This is a genomic window from Acinetobacter sp. YH01020, assembly GCF_013420275.1.
Lineage (GTDB): Bacteria > Pseudomonadota > Gammaproteobacteria > Pseudomonadales > Moraxellaceae > Acinetobacter > Acinetobacter amyesii.
On sequence record NZ_VOYN01000017.1, the window covers coordinates 51,277 to 69,463 of the forward strand.

General features: G+C 40.9%; 17 protein-coding genes. 8 read left to right on the forward strand and 9 right to left on the reverse strand.

The window, feature by feature from the left end:
* Window positions 1-42: 42 nt before the first annotated feature.
* The 3 genes from FTT85_RS08665 to FTT85_RS08675 form a co-directional block, all read right to left on the reverse strand.
* A complete protein-coding gene (locus FTT85_RS08665) occupies window positions 43-1,506 on the reverse strand; it encodes an amino acid permease (RefSeq protein WP_180042200.1) in 1,464 nt (487 codons plus the stop codon).
* On the reverse strand, window positions 1,506-2,540 hold the full coding sequence (locus FTT85_RS08670) for a methyltransferase (protein WP_078192341.1): 1,035 nt from the start codon (window positions 2,538-2,540) through the stop codon (window positions 1,506-1,508). The genes FTT85_RS08665 and FTT85_RS08670 overlap by 1 nt, the downstream gene beginning before the upstream one ends.
* Window positions 2,541-2,606: 66 nt before the next feature.
* Window positions 2,607-3,977, reverse strand: coding sequence for a uracil-xanthine permease family protein (locus tag FTT85_RS08675; RefSeq protein ID WP_078191151.1), 1,371 nt, complete (start codon window positions 3,975-3,977; stop codon window positions 2,607-2,609).
* 173 nt (window positions 3,978-4,150) lie between these two features.
* On the opposite strand from FTT85_RS08675, the gene typA reads away from it, so the two are divergent.
* Window positions 4,151-5,986, forward strand: a complete 1,836-nt coding sequence (typA, locus tag FTT85_RS08680; protein ID WP_078192340.1) for a translational GTPase TypA — start codon at window positions 4,151-4,153, stop codon at window positions 5,984-5,986.
* Window positions 5,987-6,276: 290 nt separating this feature from the next.
* Window positions 6,277-6,708, forward strand: coding sequence for a large conductance mechanosensitive channel protein MscL (gene mscL / locus FTT85_RS08685; protein WP_078192339.1), 432 nt, complete (start codon window positions 6,277-6,279; stop codon window positions 6,706-6,708).
* A 39-nt stretch (window positions 6,709-6,747) separates the two neighbouring features.
* Here mscL and FTT85_RS08690 read toward each other — a convergent pair whose 3' ends face one another.
* The 3 genes from FTT85_RS08690 to mutM all read right to left on the reverse strand — a co-directional run bounded on the left by FTT85_RS08690 (window position 6,748) and on the right by mutM (window position 8,449).
* A complete protein-coding gene (locus tag FTT85_RS08690; protein WP_005007840.1) occupies window positions 6,748-7,122 on the reverse strand; it encodes a hypothetical protein in 375 nt (124 codons plus the stop codon).
* 197 nt (window positions 7,123-7,319) lie between these two features.
* A complete protein-coding gene (locus tag FTT85_RS08695) occupies window positions 7,320-7,598 on the reverse strand; it encodes a peptidylprolyl isomerase (RefSeq protein ID WP_078192338.1) in 279 nt (92 codons plus the stop codon).
* Window positions 7,595-8,449 (reverse strand): bifunctional DNA-formamidopyrimidine glycosylase/DNA-(apurinic or apyrimidinic site) lyase, encoded by an 855-nt coding sequence (gene mutM / locus FTT85_RS08700; protein ID WP_180183330.1) that lies wholly within the window; start codon window positions 8,447-8,449, stop codon window positions 7,595-7,597. Before mutM ends, FTT85_RS08695 begins: the two co-directional genes overlap by 4 nt.
* 389 nt (window positions 8,450-8,838) lie before the next feature.
* Between mutM and FTT85_RS08705 the strand changes: the two genes are divergently transcribed.
* From FTT85_RS08705 to FTT85_RS08720, 4 genes are all read left to right on the forward strand, one after another.
* On the forward strand, window positions 8,839-10,101 hold the full coding sequence (locus FTT85_RS08705) for a carbohydrate porin (protein ID WP_180183331.1): 1,263 nt from the start codon (window positions 8,839-8,841) through the stop codon (window positions 10,099-10,101).
* Window positions 10,102-10,119: 18 nt separating this feature from the next.
* A complete protein-coding gene (locus tag FTT85_RS08710; protein WP_180183332.1) occupies window positions 10,120-12,261 on the forward strand; it encodes a TonB-dependent receptor in 2,142 nt (713 codons plus the stop codon).
* 12 nt (window positions 12,262-12,273) lie between these two features.
* Complete coding sequence (locus FTT85_RS08715) at window positions 12,274-13,389, forward strand: NADH:flavin oxidoreductase/NADH oxidase (RefSeq protein WP_180135987.1); 1,116 nt, start codon at window positions 12,274-12,276, stop codon at window positions 13,387-13,389.
* Between the two features lie 81 nt (window positions 13,390-13,470).
* Window positions 13,471-14,400 carry an AEC family transporter gene (locus FTT85_RS08720; protein WP_111884805.1) on the forward strand — a complete coding sequence of 310 codons (930 nt, stop codon included), beginning with the start codon at window positions 13,471-13,473 and terminating at the stop codon, window positions 14,398-14,400.
* 73 nt (window positions 14,401-14,473) lie between these two features.
* On the opposite strand, the gene FTT85_RS08725 is transcribed toward FTT85_RS08720, so the two are convergent.
* Window positions 14,474-15,280, reverse strand: coding sequence for a tetratricopeptide repeat protein (locus tag FTT85_RS08725; RefSeq protein ID WP_078191142.1), 807 nt, complete (start codon window positions 15,278-15,280; stop codon window positions 14,474-14,476).
* Window positions 15,281-15,529: 249 nt separating this feature from the next.
* On the opposite strand from FTT85_RS08725, the gene FTT85_RS08730 reads away from it, so the two are divergent.
* Both FTT85_RS08730 and FTT85_RS08735 read left to right on the forward strand, forming a co-directional pair.
* Entirely contained in the window at window positions 15,530-15,775 is a 246-nt protein-coding gene (locus FTT85_RS08730; protein WP_078191141.1) for a hypothetical protein, read from the forward strand.
* A gap of 208 nt (window positions 15,776-15,983) precedes the next feature.
* Complete coding sequence (locus FTT85_RS08735; protein WP_180183333.1) at window positions 15,984-17,165, forward strand: sorbosone dehydrogenase family protein; 1,182 nt, start codon at window positions 15,984-15,986, stop codon at window positions 17,163-17,165.
* An 84-nt stretch (window positions 17,166-17,249) separates the two neighbouring features.
* Here FTT85_RS08735 and FTT85_RS08740 read toward each other — a convergent pair whose 3' ends face one another.
* Both FTT85_RS08740 and FTT85_RS08745 read right to left on the reverse strand, forming a co-directional pair.
* Entirely contained in the window at window positions 17,250-17,534 is a 285-nt protein-coding gene (locus FTT85_RS08740) for a hypothetical protein (protein ID WP_180183334.1), read from the reverse strand.
* 348 nt (window positions 17,535-17,882) lie between these two features.
* Window positions 17,883-18,187, reverse strand: a 305-nt coding sequence (locus FTT85_RS08745) for a transposase (RefSeq protein WP_180183335.1), incomplete at its 5' end; no start/stop codon positions are given.

Here is an 18,187-nt window from a genome sequence, read left to right on the forward strand (position 1 = left end):
AAAAAGCAGCTCTTATGCTGCTCTTTTTATTCAGTGATCACATTATTCTTGATCAACTTTCATCGGTTTTACATCCATTTCTTGATAGGAAACCAACTTAGTTTTGTGTTTCCACTTATAACCGAACCAAATGGCAAGGAATAAGAAAATACCAATATAGGTAGAAACAACGGCCAACCATTCACCATCTAAAACGGCTTGATAGTTCTGACCAAGGACTACGATGGCACACAAAACAAAGGCAAACCACGGTGCAAATGGGAAGAATTTTGCACGGTAAGCAAGATCTTCTAATTTATTGCCTTGAGCCAAGTAGCCTTTACGGAAGCGATAATGTGAAACTGCAATACCGAGCCACACAATAAAGCCACACATACCTGACATGTTCAGTAACCAGTTAAAGACCGCTTGTTCACCGATAAAAGTGGTTAAGAAGCACAATGCCGCAATCGCCGTTGTTGCATAAAGCGCATTCATCGGTACGCCACGTGCATCTAAGCGACCAAAGACTTTCGGCGCACTGCCTTTACGTGCCATATCAAACAGCATACGAGTAGAGGAGTACATACCAGAGTTACCCGCTGATAAAATCGCAGTCAAGATCACCGCATTCATCACCGATGCAGCAAAAGCAAAACCTGCTTTTTCATACAGTAAGGTAAATGGTGAAAGTGCAATATTTTCAGTAGATGCTGCTTGTAATAAACGTGGGTCATCATAGGCAATGAGAGTGCCGATAATGAAGATACACACGATATAAAACAACAAGATACGCCAGAAAATTTGCTTGATGGCAATAGGAATGGTCTTTTCAGGATCTTTCGATTCACCTGCAGCCACACCAACCATTTCAGTCCCTTGGAAAGAGAAACCGGCAATCATGGCCACACCAATCAAGGCAGATAAACCGCCGACAAATGGGGCTTCACCCTTGGTCCAGTTGGCAAATGTTTCTACGCCCGGTGTCAGCATGATTTTGCCAATCATAAACAGGCCGATAATGATAAAGGCAACAATTGCGAGCACTTTAACAAGCGAGAAGAAGAATTCGGATTCACCAAAGCCTTTTACGGTCAGCGCATTAATGGCAAAGACGATTGCGAGGAAAATCGCACTCCAGTAAAAGCCCGGAATATCTGGAAACCAGAATTTCATAATGAATTGGACTGCAACCAATTCAAATGCCACGGTAATTGCCCAGTTATACCAATAGTTCCAACCCAAAGCGAAGCCGAAACCACCCTCGACATATTTGGTGCCGTAGGTAAAGAATGCACCCGAAGTTGGATTATGTGTTGCAAGCTCACCTAGACTGGTCATCAAGAAGTAAATCATGATACCAATTAAGCAGTATGCAAGCAGGGCGCCACCTGGGCCTGCATTGGCAATGGTTGCACCTGAGGCAAGGAATAAACCTGTACCAATTGATCCACCAATTGCAATCATGTTGAGATGGCGAGCACCCAACTTACGCTGAAGCTGAGCTGGTTTTTGAGTTTCGCTCATCATTGTTCCTTAAGATTTTTTTGCGTGCTCGCAAACAAGACTTTAAATCCTTGTTGGTCGGCTTTGATTGTACATTGACCGTAATGTTGCTCAATTAAAGTCGGATAATTGAGGAATCGGTTGGCAACAATCCAAAGCTCACCCCCAGACTTCAAATGTCTGCGCGAAGTTTTGCATAGATTTTCACTGGCATTGTAGTCGGTTTGAATCCCTTGATGGAAGGGTGGATTGCTGACTATGGCATGTAAAAATAATGGAGCATCCTCGATTCCTGTGACCGCTTTAATCTCAAGTTGTTCAGGTTCAAGCAAATTTTGTTCAAATGTCATTTGTGTAGACGCCAGTGCAAAGGCATCTACATCCATGGCAAAGATACGATTTTTAGGATTCAGTTTGGCTAAATAAGCACTGATAACACCCGCACCACAGCCAAAATCTGCAATTTTGCCCGAAGTGACTTGTGATAAATAAGGCAATAAGGTAGCCGTACCCACATCTAAACGGTTCTGGCTAAATACGCCAGGCAGTGCGCAAATCGTAAGCTCACCATTTGGGGTTTCAACTGGATATTTTTGCACCCAATCTTGCAGTGGCTTGAGTGTTACAGTTTTTTCTAAGAGGGTTTGCCACATTTGACAGTGACGCGCACTATCAATTTTTAGGGTTTTACCAAAGGGTTGTAATTGTTTTGCTGCGCGTTCAACACCGCCTTTTTTCTCACCCACGAGGAAAATAGACGCACCTTGAGCAAGATGACTTGCGACATTGTGTAATAAATAATTCAGCAGCTCTTTTGATTTCGGAACAAAAATAACCGCTTGATCAAACTGACCTTCAGGAAAATCGACACCAAAATGGACGTTTGACTGTTGATTTTGAAAGTACTGAAAATCATTAAAATTCCAGCACCAAATCGATGGCTTAATATTGTCATTCAATTGACTGAGTAAGTCATCTGTCGGTGCATTTACGAAAAGCACGCGATCTTGTAATAAATCGATCTGTCGTATAACGACTTCACTTGTGAGATCCATAGATTTCTCCATCATAAAAAACACTGCCTAGGGCGGAACCTAGGCAGTGTTCTTTGACAAATGAACTTACTTCTTCACTTCAGGAAGAACAATATTCAAAATAAGGGCAGCGATACCACCAGTGGCAACGCCTGAACTGAAGATATTACGGAACAATTCAGGAAGATGTTCAAGGATTTGTGGTACTTGTGCAACACCTAGACCCAATGCCAATGAAATCGCAATGATTAATAGTGCGCGGCGGTCTAAATGAATGCCTGACAAGATATTAATACCCGAGGCAGCCACGGCACCAAACATCACCATCACAGCACCACCAAGCACGGCTTGTGGAACTGCCTGAATGACACCTGCTACAGCAGGAAGTAAGCCTAAAATAACCAATAGGGCAGCAATCCAAATGCCTACATAGCGGCTTGCAACACCTGTTAACTGAATGACACCGTTGTTTTGCGCGAAAACAGAACTTGGGAACGTGTTAAAGATACCGGCAAGGAATGAGTTTGCACCATTCACCAATACACCACCTTTAATACGCTTCATCCATTCAGGGCCATCTACAGCTTGATTTGAAAGCTTAGAAGTCGCGGTAATATCGCCAATCGCTTCCAAAGATGTCACAAGGTAGATAAATGCCATTGGAATAAACAAGCTCCAAGAGAAGCTTAAGCCAAAGTGCATCGGTGTTGGAATTTGAACCAGTGGAGCATCTTTTAAGCCATCAAAGTTTAAATGACCCATAAAGCCTGCAAGGATGTAACCCACGACTAAGGCAATTAGGATGGCAGAACTTTTTACCCATGTAATACGCACACGGTTCAATAAAATGATCAGTGCCAAAACCGTACATGACATGATGAGGTTGTCTGCATTGGCAAAGGTTTTATCGCCCATAGCTTGATAACCACCACCCATACTGATCAGGCCTTCTTTAATTAAAGTCAGACCAATCAATAGCACCACAATACCTGTTACCAATGGGGTAATCAGTTTTTTCACCCACGGTAAGATCCGTGACACACCCATTTCAATGAATGAACCCGCGATCACCACACCAAAGATAGATGCCATGACTGCTTCTACAGGTGTGCCTGCCGCAACCATCGCAGAACCAATACCGATAATAGGACCAATAAAGTTAAAGCTGGTTCCTTGTACAATCAGGAGACCTGCACCAAATGGACCGACTTTTTTACATTGTAAAAAGGTTGCGATACCAGAGATCACCAATGACATCGACAGAATCATATTGGTGTCTTCTTTTGATACACCAAGTGCTAAACAGATCAGCAAACCCGGCGTCACAATCGGGACAATAATGGCCAATAAATGTTGGAACGCAGCGAGAAAAGCAATAAAAGGTTTTGGTCGATCATTCAATCCATAGACTAAATCGAGTTGATCTTTTGCTTCGGGAGATTGGTTTAAATCAGACATGCGGCACTGAAAATTAAGGCTAGGTGGCGCTATTCTAATCTGTTTACACAGCTTTACAAAACCAAAAGCGTACCAGTCGTCAAAAAAAATGCGATTGTCAATAAACTGTCACTACTAAAATCTATATTTTTTCTGTATAATTTGCCCTCAAACTTTAGGCGTATCGAATTCACATGTCAGATATTAAAACTCTCCGTAACATTGCCATCATCGCGCACGTCGACCATGGTAAAACTACTCTTGTAGACAAACTTTTACAGCAATCAGGTGCTCTTGGCGATCGCGCAGGCGAGATCGAACGTGTAATGGATTCTGGCGCTATTGAAAGTGAACGTGGTATTACCATTCTTGCAAAAAACACTGCAATCAAATGGTTAGACAAGCGTACTAACACTGAATACCGTATCAATATCGTGGATACCCCGGGACACGCCGACTTCGGTGGTGAAGTAGAACGTGTAATGTCAATGGTTGACTGCGTACTTCTTCTTGTTGACTCTCAAGAAGGCCCAATGCCACAAACTCGTTTTGTAACGCAAAAAGCGTTCGCACGTGGTTTGAAACCAATCGTAATTATTAACAAAGTCGACAAGCCAAACGCTCGTCCAGACTGGGTAATTGACCAAGTATTCGATTTGTTCGACAACCTTGGTGGTTCTGACGAACAGTTAGACTTCCCAGTTGTATATGCTTCAGGTCTTCGTGGTGTGGCTGGTCCATCTCCAGAAGAACTTGCTGAAGACATGACTCCATTGTTCGAAACAATTGTAGACATCGTTGAACCACCAGCGGTTGACGTTGACGGTCCATTCCAAATGCAAGTGTCTTCACTTGACTATAACAGCTTCGTAGGTGTTATCGGTGTTGGTCGTATTCAACGTGGTTCAGTGAAATTAAACACTCCTGTAACTGTAATCGACAAAGACGGTAAAACACGTAACGGTCGTATCTTAAAAATCATGGGTTACCATGGTTTAGAGCGTATCGATGTTGAATCAGCTTCTGCTGGTGACATCGTTTGTGTAACGGGTATTGATGAACTTCATATCTCTGACACAATCTGTGATCCAAAAGCAGTTGAAGCTTTACCTGCACTTTCTGTAGACGAACCTACAGTATCGATGACTTTCCAAGTAAACAACTCACCGTTTGCTGGTAAAGAAGGTAAATTCGTAACTTCACGTAATATCCGTGAACGTCTAGATCGCGAATTGATTCACAACGTAGCATTACGTGTTGAAGATACTGACAGTCCTGACCGTTTCAAAGTATCTGGTCGTGGTGAGCTTCACCTTTCAGTTCTTATTGAAAACATGCGTCGTGAAGGCTTCGAAATGGGCGTATCACGTCCACAAGTAATCATCAAAGAAATTGATGGTGAAAAACAAGAGCCATACGAAAACGTAACGTTTGACGTTGAAGAGCAGCACCAAGGCGCTGTAATGGAACAAATGGGTCACCGTAAAGGTGAAATGACCAATATGGAAGTTGACGGTAAAGGCCGTATCCGTATTGAAGCAACTGTTCCTTCACGTGGTTTGATTGGTTTCCGTTCTGAATTCTTAACTATGACTTCAGGTACAGGTATCATGACTTCTAGCTTCTCGCACTACGGTCCTATGAAACAAGGTACTGTTGCGAAACGTCAAAATGGTGTGTTGATTTCTATGGTTCAAGGTACTTGCTTGGGCTATGCACTATTCAGCTTACAAGACCGTGGCCGTCTATTCGCTAAACCTCAGTTAGAAGTTTATGAAGGTATGATCGTTGGTATTAACTCACGTTCAGACGACATGACTGTTAACCCAACTAAAGCGAAACAGCTAACTAACGTACGTGCTTCTGGTACTGATGATGCGTTGACTCTTGTTCCGCACATTGAATTTACGCTTGAACAAGCGCTTGAATTTATTGAAGACGACGAATTAGTTGAAGTAACGCCTAAGTCAATCCGTATCCGTAAACGCTGGTTGACTGAAAACGAACGTAAACGTAACCGTAACGTTTAATTTTACAGTTTCAAAAAAACCGCTGACTTAGGTTAGCGGTTTTTTTATGCATGGGCGTTTTGAATAAAAATGCAAAAATTGAATGACTTTATTCATTTAATTCGACATGCATAATTTTGATAAATCCTTTTTAATAGAATGTATTACCAAAATCAAAAATGTTTTGTGTGAATTTTTATACATGGCATTTAGAATCTAATAAAAACCAAGTAAATTAGGTGGAAATAGTTATACAGATATAATGTATACTTCGTCACAAAATTAAAGCTGAAAAAATTTCTGGAGATCACATGAGTATTATTCAAGAATTTAGAGAATTTGCCGTAAAAGGCAACGTGATGGACTTGGCTGTAGGTGTCATCATTGGTGGTGCTTTCGGTAAAATCATCGATTCCATGGTAAAAGACATTATCATGCCTTTTATTTCTTGGATTCTTGGTGGTGACGTTGATTATTCAAATTGGTTCTTAGTATTGGGCGATAACCCAAACAATTTAACCACGCTAAAAGCAGCACAGGATGCAGGCCTTAATGTATTGGCTTACGGTAACTTCTTAACTATCTTAATCAACTTCTTGCTTTTGGCATGGGTCGTATTTTGGTTAGTGAAATTGATGAACAAATTGCGCCGTCAAAAAGTTGAAGAGCCAGCTCCAGAGGCGACTCCAGAAGATATCGAATTACTTCGTGAAATTCGTGATGAATTAAAACGTAAAGGTTAATCCTTTAGCATTTAAAACGGCACTTTGAAGTGCCGTTTTTTATTGTGAATTTTGTTGAGGCGTCATTTTCATAAACTTAGGTTCTGATGTCGAAAAAACAATGCCATTTCGAATGCCTGTAAATACTTCATTTGCTTCTTCAGGTGATTCGGGTGCGCAGGCTTGTTGACCTAATATAAATAAGACTAAAGGGTGATTTTTGGATAATTTGCTAATTTGCTGTATCGCATCATACCATTTTGATTCATCGTTACGATTCCCATCTAAATCTAGTGCCAACTGGACTTCACCATGAGGGTTCATATCTTGATCATCATATAATGCTTGGATAAGTGCATGCTTTCGTTCACCTCGAATGATTGTAAAATCTGTTGTATCGACAGTGCCAAGACGAAAATAGTTGTAATAGCCCAATGGAATGTCCTTTATTTATTATTAAGTAGAATTGATTTAGTGCAATGTTATCTGGTTGCTATGATTTATATTATATGATTGAAAACCGCCAGCCAATGTTCTGAACGATTGAAAAAAATACTGGGATTATGTGCTTTAAGATGAAAAGCACATATTCGCGATATACTCGTTATAGCATGTTCAATGTGGGTGCTATGTTACATCCGAAACTTAATTTCTAATAAATGCCAGCCAAATTGGCTTTTGATCGGACCATGCAGTTCACGTTCGGGTAGGGTAAATACCGCCTTATCAATTGGACCAACCAGTTGGCCTTTTTTAATGTCGCCAAGCTCACCGCCTTTTTTACCCGAAGGGCATGTCGAATGCTGCTTTGCAATTTTGGCAAAGTCCGCACCGCCTTTGATTTTCTTTTTCAGTTGCTCACATAGTTCTTTATCTTTGACTAATATGTGGCGAACAATCGCAGACTTCATGCTTTATTTCCTTTCAGGGGTTTCTTAGTCAGCATTTTAACCTTTTTTAAAGGCTGACACTCTGGGCAAAACACCGATGCACGTTGCCCTAGTTTGATATTGTGCAAGATGGTTTCACAGTTGATGCACATTTCACCGGCACGTCCGTAGGCGAGCAGAGTTTGTTGGAAATAACCATTTTCGCCCATCGCATTGGTGTAATCACGTAACGTCGAACCGCCTAAATCAATTGCCTGTTTTAAAATACGTTTGATTTCGATGACCATTTTTTCAACTTGTTCAAAACTCAAACTTGATGCAGGCTGCGCAGGGTGTATGCCTAAGTTAAATAAGCTTTCCGTTGCATAGATATTGCCGACACCAACCACAATATGATTGTCCATGATCGATACTTTGATACTGGTCTGCTTATTTTTAAATTTTTGGAATAAGTATTCAGCATTAAAGTCATCACTCAGCGGTTCAGGGCCAAGCGTGTCAATCAGTTTGCTTTGAGACGATGCATCTAACCATAAAATACAGCCAAAACGGCGTGGATCGTGATAGCGCAATTGCATATCTTCAAAATGAATCACCAGATGATCATGCTTTCGTAATGCTTCATCACCTTCACAAATCCGAAAACTGCCAGACATGCCCAAATGCCACAACATGCTGTCCTGTTCAAATTCAGCCAAAATATATTTTGATCGACGGCTGAGCTGAAGCAGCTTTTGTCCGACGAGTTTTTGAATGTCGTCAGGAATAGGCCAACGCAGGCTCGACTGAAAAACCTCAACTTTGAGAACCTTTTCATTCAATAATGGCAATAAACTGGTTTTAGTGGTTTCTACTTCTGGTAATTCAGGCATAAAGGTCGAAGCAATGGATCATTCAAGTTATGCATACTATTGGGTCTAGCCCTACATAATGCAAGTTTCATCGCGGCCTAAGGGAGTGTATGAATAGGTTATTGATTATTAATTGTGAGAATAATAAACCAACAAGTCACAATAATGAGTTTGAATAAGCGATCAGAAGTTAAACAATTGAATTAATAGATATATAAGATATTGAAAAATAATCACTAAAAATATTGCATAACAATAGATTTATTTAAAATCAATTATTAATAAATTAAAGTTTGGTGAATGATAAAAATAATGCTGAGATAGAACGTGAAAAATTATGTAATTTTTGTGACATTAGATTTCAAGCCTTGTGGCTTGTCTAGAGACTCTCTCCAGATTTAGGTTTTACCATGAAAAAATACAGTCTAGCTCTTCTACCTGCATTTGTTGCAGCAGCCATGACACATGTTCACGCCACAGAAGCATTCGACACTAAAGGTCAGTACATGCTCGGGGATTGGGATGGTAAACGTACCGAACTTGCACAACAAGGTGTGAAGTTTGAGGCCAATATTGCTGCTGATGCTGCCTATCTTGCCGATGGCGGTCGTAATCCGGGACATTCAGCAACGGTAGCCAGCCAATTGTGGTTAGGTACACAGCTTGATATGGAAAAACTCGCAGGTTGGGATGGTGTGACTGTGCGTGCTGTAATGACTGCACGTCAAGGTCAAAGTACCTCAGTTCGTGATTTGCAAGGAGATGTTCCTCAATTGGCAAATGCACAAGCCAATTTTGGTCGTGGTAATCAGGACAGTCGCTTAACTGAATTATCGATTGAAAAGAATTTTAAAGAACAAGGTATTAGTGTTAAAGCCGGTCGTCTTGGTGTCGGTATGGACTTTAACGTGATGGCGTGTGATTTTGCCAGCAATGCCTTTTGTGCTGCACAAATGGGTAAATGGCAAGGTTCTATGTGGATGAATACCCCAGTTTCACAATGGGGTGGACGTGTGAAATACCAAGCGACACCAGAACTTGCGGCACAAGTCGGTGTTTATGAATTTAACCCTGACAATGGTAATGCCAAAGCAGAAGGTCAAGGTTGGAGTCTAGATACAGATCATGCTGATGGCGTAACCATTCCCGTAGAATTGGTTTGGACACCAAAATCATTGGTCAATGGCTTACCGGGCAGCTACCGCTTTGGTGCGATGTACAACACTGCAGATAATGTAAAAAATCAAAAAGACATTATTTCGGGTGAAGCTGAAGATCGTACCTTTGGTGGTTGGGTAGCGATTGAGCAACAGTTAACGTCTACAGGTGAAGGCAAACGTGGTTTGCATAGCTTTGCTAATTTTACTTGGCATGATCGTGTCACCACAAAAGTTGATAACTCACAGCAGTTGGGTTTGAAATACATTGGATTGGCCGATCGTTTACCTAACGATATGGTCGGCTTGGGCGTGAACCGTGTACATGTCAATGATCGACTTTCTGCTGAGAAATTTGATGCAAGTGCAGAATATAATGTCGAGTTGAACTATAGCCATAACCCGACGAAATGGTTGATGATTCGCCCTAGTTTACAATATGTGATTAACCCAGGCTCAACAAATCGAGTTGATGATGCTTTCCTAATTGGTTTAAGCTCTAAGGTAATCTTCTAATGTCAAAATAGGTGCTCTATGCAAAGTAAATTTAACGTCACATCATTTAAGACACATTTACTTTGCCTGACGGCATGTATTAGCCAACAGCTGTATGCAGAAACAGGTTCTACGGAACCTGTTTTACTTCCTGAGATTACCATTGAAGCACCACGAACCAATACCACGTGGTTAAAAACACCTGCATCGGTATACCGTGTACAGCAGGCTGAAAATAATAACAATACTGGCGTCAATCTGTCCGAAACCTTAAAAGGTGTGCCCGGCCTGCAACTGAATAACCGTGAAAACTACGCACAAGACTTGCAACTGTCTATGCGAGGCTTTGGCGCACGTTCAACATTTGGTGTGCGTGGTATCCGTTTATATGTTGATGGAATCCCTGCGACCATGCCGGATGGTCAGGGACAGACGTCAAATATCGATATGAGTAGCTTAAATCATATCGAGGTATTGGGCGGGCCATTTTCCTCTTTATATGGTAACTCTTCGGGTGGGGCGATTTTAACAACGACCAAGCAAGGTACTGGAAAAGACTCCATCGAACTCGGCTATTCAGGCGGCAGTCATCATAAAAGTCGTGCTGATATTGTGCTGCAAGGTGGCTCAGAACAGGCCAATGAACCTAGCTATGTTGTGAGTTCTTCTTATTTTGAAACCGATGGCTACCGTGATCATAGTGCCGCCAATAAGGTACTCAGCAATGCAAAACTGACTTGGGATCTGGATGATGGTTCTAAGGTCAATTGGATTGTGAATCATGTGGATATCAATGCCGATGATCCACAAGGTCTGAATCGGGAGCAATTGCGTCAAAATCCGAAACAAGTTAATGATGCCAATAATACCTATGATGTACGTAAGGAAATTAGCCAAACTCAAACTGGGTTGACGTGGAAAAAACCATTGAATGAGCAGCATGAACTCAATGCAATGGTGTATATGGGGCAACGTGATGTGGTGCAGTATCAGTCCATCCCCAAAAATCCACAAAATAATGCGCGCCATGCAGGTGGTGTGATTGATTTTAGCCGTGATTATTATGGAACAGATATTCGCTGGACAGGCAAAGACCTTTTGCCGAATACGCGTTTTACTGCAGGCCTTGCCTTTGATTATATGGATGAAGACCGTAAGGGCTATGAAAATTTTGATGCCAATGGAAATTTTGGCAAGAATGGCAATATTCGTCGAAATGAAAATAACACCTTGTGGAATTTAGATCCCTATGTCCAAGCTTCGTGGAATTTTTTACCCAATTGGACTTTAGATACAGGGCTACGATATAGCAATGTTCATTATGAATCTGATGATAAATATGTCGTGGGTTTAAATAAGGATGATAGTGGTAAAACTGACTATGACAAAGTTTTACCGTCAGCAGCATTAAGTTGGAATATTGCGCCTCAACTAAATGCCTATGTCAGTTATGCCAAAGGTTTTGAAACACCGACCTTTACAGAAATGGCCTATTCCAAAGATGACGGCATGAATTTTGATTTAAAACCAGCCAGTAGCGATAACTATGAGCTTGGGCTTAAATCACAAAATGCATGGGGTAATTTCACGGCAGCGGTGTTCCAAAGCAAAACTCAAGATGACATCGTTTCTGCTGGGACAGAGGAAGGGCGTGCAACCTATAGAAATGCCGATAAAACCTTACGTGAAGGTGTTGAGCTTTCGTGGAATAAACAGCTATGGCGAGATTTAAGTGCGCAAGCAAGTTACAGTTATATCGATGCCACATTTGATGCTTTTGTTCCAGAAATACCGAATCCTGCAGATCCAGCGAAACCTAAAGCGTCATCTATTAGATCGGGTGCGAAAATTCCGGGTATTGCCAAAAACCAAGCGTTTGCCGCACTGAATTGGCAGCCAGATATTGGCTTTAATGCCGGCCTAGATGTTCGCTATATGGATAAAGTCTATGTCGATGATGCCAACAGTGATGCTGCGTCGAGCTATACCGTGGTTTCTGCCAACGCAGGTTATGTGTGGAAACAAGCAGATTGGAAAGTCAAAACCTATGTACGTGCAGATAATTTGTTTGATGAGAACTATGTCGGATCAGTGATCGTCAATGATGGAAATGGACGCTTCTTTGAACCCGCGGATGGTTTGAATTGGAGTGCAGGATTAAGTGTGACCAAAGCCTTCTAAAAGGAGAGTGATGTGGCGTTGTTATTTCAACCAATTCAGTTTGGAACATTGGGGCTGAGTAATCGAATCGTGATTGCACCCATGTGTCAATATTCTGCCAATGAGCAAGGGGAGTTAAGCTATTGGCATGAGCAACAATGGGCGAATTATGCCTTGTCAGGTGCTGGACTTTGTATCGTCGAAGCAACGGCTGTACAGGCAGAGGGGCGCATTAGCTATGCAGACCTCGGCCTTTGGAATGATATGCAACGCGCACAGATGAAGGCACTATTGGCCAAGGTGAAATCACTTTCACCTATGCCTTTTGCAATACAGCTGGCACATGCGGGTCGTAAGGCATCGACAGATAAACCTTGGGCAGGACGTGGACAATTACCCCCAGATCACCCTCAAGGATGGCAAACTGTTTCAGCAAGTGAGTTGCCCTTTAATGCCACAGATCATGCACCCCATGCTTTAAGCCGAGAAGAAATCCAGCAGATCATTCAAGACTTTGCCGATTCAGCAAAACGAGCGGTAGATGCAGGCTTTGACTTAATTGAGCTACATGCCGCACATGGTTATTTGCTGCATCAATTTATGTCGCCATTGTCGAATCAGCGTAGCGATGAATATGGTGGCAGTCTGGAAAATCGCATTCGACTGACGCTTGAAGTGTTCCAAGCCATGAAAAATACCGTTCCTGAAGACTATCCAATTGGGGTACGTATTTCTGCAACTGACTGGATGGAATATACTGAAGCACCGAGTTGGGATCTAGACTCGGCTGTTGGCTTGTCAAAAGCGCTTGCACAACTAGGCACAGCCTATATTCATGTTTCTAGTGGCGGCTTAGATGTTGCGCAAAAAATTCAATTACAAGCCAGTTATCAAGTGCCTTTTGCTGAAGCCATTAAGCAAGCCGTTCAGGTTCCCGTAATTGCTGTGGGTTTAATTACCGAAGCAATGCAAGCCGAAGGTATCTTACAATATGGCATGGCAGATGCGATTGGTCTTGCTCGTGCAATTCAATATGACCCACGTTGGCCATGGCATGCCGCTGCTGAACTCGGTGAAAACCTAAAAATTTCTCCGCAGTACTTACGCTGTCAGCCGCATGCACAAAGAAGTCAATTTACGGCTTTCTAATTATCAAAATTTATAGCGGTCCGATCTACACTCTCAGGTTGAGGGTGTGGATGGAAGAGTCTATTACACAGGATATTTCGTATGGTCTTTGAGGTGATTGGTCCAATCTTTTTTCTTTTGGCCTTGGGATATCTGTCGGTAAAATGCAGTTTATTGAGCAAAGAACAAGTTGGAACCATTGGTGCATTTGTGATTAAAATTGCACTGCCGGCTTTGTTTTTTCAGTCATTAGCTTCTAAAGATTTGCATCAAATTTGGTATCCCGGCTATTTCTTTGTTTATACCGGAGTCACATTTTTGTTGTATGGCATGGCCTATTGGTTATTGTCGACACATTTTAAAAATAAAATGTCGCAAACAGCGGTACTGTCACTAGGCGCTGGCATGTCAAATACAGGTTTAATTGGTACAGCAGTCCTAAGCTTATTGGTCGGTCAAAATGCGATGACCTATACCTCATTAATCGTCATTATTGAAAGTGTGCTACTGATTCCAACGGTGCTGGTCCTTGCGCAATTAGGAAGTTCACAGCAAAAAGCCAATATTGGCGACATCATCAAAAATACCTTAATGACCCTGTTAAAAAATCCACTCTTTGCAGGGGTAATGCTAGGAATTGGGTTTGCAATTTTCCAAATTCGTTTACCTCATCAAATCAATGATGTACTGGCGATGTTAGGTCAAACGGCTTCACCACTGGCGCTGTTTGCAATTGGTGGAGGGATTGTCGGTATGAGCTTAAAGTATGTGAATGCTCAGAGCTTCTATTTGGTGATTTCAAGCAACTTGGTGATGCCTTTACTGACTTATTTGGGCTTACGCTATTTGACCGATGTCAGCCAAGAGATGTTATATGCAGGGACGATTATTGCCGCATTACCGATGCCGACAATTTTTGCTATGCTAGGACAAGTTTATGGCTTAAATGAAAAGACCTTAACGCCTTTATTGATGAGTACCATCTTGGGCTTTGTCGTAACGGGCGTATTAATCAGTCTGTGGTGGGCGTGATTTTGATCAGCTCAAGATTTGCTTAAACCCATGAAAAAAGCCCTGCATGTGCAGGGCTTTTTTTAATGCTCAATTAACTCTTTTTCGCATTGGCTTTTGGCGCTTTGGCTTGTTCAGCAATCATTTTATCCACGGTTGCTAAAGATTCTTTGGCTTGTGGAATATTTTCTTTGGCTAAAGCGCTAAATATTTTTTTAGCTTCAGGCAAATTTTGCGGGATGATATTGCCATTTACAAACATATTGCCCACCGCCATCAATGCAGGGACATAGCCTTTTTTTGCTAATTCTTGAATGCTATTCAGACCTTGCTGAATAGGCTTTTCATTTTTAGCTTTAAAGCCAGCACTGATGTCATAAAGCGCTTTGGCATGAATCGCAGGGTAATTGCCTTTTTTAATCAGCGGATCAAGTTTACTGAGCGCCAATTTATCTGACTCAGGTTTATTTTCTGCAAAAAGTAAAATGGCATAGTCGATGGAGGCATCATCAAAACCAGCCGAAGATGCGCGTTCTAAATATTGTTTGGCCTTATTGGTGTCTTGTTTTAAGCCCAGTGTGCCCGTTGCATAATTTTTACCTAAAACATAGTTAGCAACTGGGTAACCTTTGGCTGCAGCCTGTTCATAGAGTTGGATGGCTTTTTTCTCATCCTTCGCTACGCCTTGACCTGTTTGAGTAAGATAGCCCAAATTATAAATGGCCTGAGCATTACCTTTTGCTGCAAGCTTGCTCAGTGTTTGGTAGGCGCCATTCATATCTTTGGCCTTGACCATGGCTTCCACTTTAGCAAATTCAGGATCGACGGCATCTGTTTTAGTTTCAGCAAAAGCGAATTGAGTGCTCATTGCCAAAATGCTTGCAAGTAGGATTTTTTTCATCTTAAAACCTTTTGTAAATCATGCACATAATTCCGTTTATGTGTTTTGGTGGTTATTTTTGTCGGTTTTTACATCATAGGTAGATTTACGTAAATGTAAAGTGAGGAATTGTGATTTAAAGCGTTTTTATAAAATAATGTTGATTGCCGTTAGCACTTTAAATGCCATGACTTTATTGCATCAAAAGCCTTTGCAAAAAAGCAGGACTCTGATTTAATCGCGCATTGTTATTTTCTCTGAGGCAGCGCGATGTTTATTAAAGGCATTAAACGCAATTACGATAAAATTAATGCAGATGAATCGATTGCAGATGAAGATAAAATTGATGCGCTTTTGATGAAACTGGGTGCAGAGTTTTTAGTCAGTAAAGAGGATCGTGTTTATATTTTCAAAAAAGGCGATTTGGAAGCTAAATTTGATGCTAAACATGCGCGCGCCTATCATTTTAAAGAATATGTATGCAAAGATATGAATAAGTTATTTCATGGATTTTGATTAAAATCATGATTTAAAAACGAAGACGTGAGGGGGAATAAAGTTCCTCCTTATTTTTGTTTGTTGTGTACTGCAACAGCGTATGTGATTTAAAAAAACTTTAATTTTCAAAAATATAATATTTTCTAAAAATATAAATTGAATAAAATAGATACAAGGCATCTATGATGAATACAGATATACATGATTCATTGAGATGTATTTAAATATGATAAAAATAAGTGCCATCTTGATCCTTAGTTTCGTTTGTTCAATGACCAGTTGGGCTCAACAACCCAAGCTTGTACCTCATCCAATCCATTTAAAAAATGGCAAGCAGTTTTCTTTAAATTTACCTACAAATTTCGAGATCATTCCTGCTGCTGAAGGTCTCAAACGGGTACGCTTTTTTTCGCAAGCGCCTGATCGCAGAATGTTTGTCACGGATATGCATGATCTAACAGATAATAAAAAAGGTACTGTGTATATATTGGATGATTGGAATGCTGACACCGGTAAATTTGGCAAAATCATTCCTTATCTGACCGGTTTGAGAAATCCAAATTCAGTTCAGTTTTATACCGATGCTCAAGGACAGGATTGGCTCTATTTTGCGGAAACGCATCAACTGACACGGCAAAAATTTAGTAGAGGAGAAACTCAGCCTTCGAGTAAGGCTGAAGTTTTAACGACATTTCCAGATTATGGTTTGAGTTATAAATACGGCGGTTGGCACCTGACACGGACGATTGCTATCGGTGGAAATGGAAAAGTTTATGTATCTGTCGGCTCGAGTTGTAACGCCTGTGTAGAAAAAGAAAAAGTGCGAGCCTCAGTCATCGAGATGAATCCTGATGGTTCAGAGCAACGAATTTATGCGACAGGTTTGCGTAATGCTGTTGGTCTAAAATGGATCGGTAGATTTCTATTTGCGACCAATCAAGGTTCTGATCATTTGGGAAGTAAAAAGCCAGATGAAACTTTTTATGCGTTAAAGCGAGATGTCGATTATGGCTGGCCCGCATGTTATTCATGGCAGGGCAAAGTCTTGGCGGATGCTAAATTTAAACGTGCATCTGGCTGTAAAAATGTTCCATCGCCCTATGCTTATTTTCCTTCACACTCCTCTGCATTAGGTTTTGATTATTTTGATGACCTTCATACTGATGCCACCATTAAAAATGCATTTTTAGTGGCCTTGCATGGTTCTACGGACGATGGCATTGGTCATGGCTATCAAATTGCAATTATGCGTAAAGGACAAAAACTTGAAACCTTTATGGATGGCTTTTTAGTCGGGAAAACGGTGCTTGGGCGACCTGCTGATATTTATAAGATCGATGAAAAATCTTTTTATTTTTCGGATGATCGGGCAGGGGTGATTTATTATGTGAGGGAAAAAAATGAGTGATTAAAAAGCCAAAATTTTTAGGCTTTGGCTTTGAGTGATTGGATTTTAAAAAATTAATCTTTAATCGTCACGTCGTTTTAGGTATTACCATGAACCCGATGCGCCGCCGCCTGAGCTGCCTCCTGAATCTCGTGAGGAAGATGAGGAACAACTACTTGAGCTGCTTCCTGATGAAGAAGTGCTGCTTGACGATGAAGAGCTGTAACTAGAGGAAGAAGACTGACTTGATTCGCTCGTTTTATTGTAAGGATTTAAACGCTCATATTGTTCATCCAACATTTTTTGACGTGCTTTTTCTTGTAAATATTGATTATAAAAAGCGGTGAGATAGGTATTTTCAGTCCCTGCACTGACTCGATATAAAAACACTGCATATCTTAATAAAAGTAAAATAAAACAATTGGTTATGGATGTCAATATAATGAATGATATTTGAGGATAGAATTCGATGAAGTAAAAAATGCCGAAGCCAAATAAAGCAAAAATCTGAAGTGGTAAGCTGTATAAAATAGTTTTAAGTAATCTGTATGGTTCATTGAAGGGAAGAAATATAGTCAACATAAAAGGGGCATAAAGAGGAATAGATGCGCAAAGTAAAAATGCAATTTTTCCAAAATTTAAATAACCAAAAATCAAAAGATGAATAAAAATTTCAAAGATAAGGAGTCCAATAAAAGCACCTGAGATACCGTCTTGGTAGTCAATCAGGTTTTGAGATTATTCGACCAATAAATAATCTCTTTGATAGGCAGTCTGATGTTTTAAAACGCCATAACACAGATGTATAAGCTTGCGCATTGCAGCACCTAAAGCACACATTTTATTTTTACCCTGGCTTAATAATCGTTGATATAAAGCTTCAATGTGTGGATTATATTTAATCGCTGTTAATGCCGACATATACAATACTGAGCGTATTTTACTGTCACCTGCTTTTGATAAGTGACTTTGCTTGTTGACTGAACTGCCAGACAACTGATGTACTGGAACCAAACCTACATATGCAGCAGCTTGACTTGCTT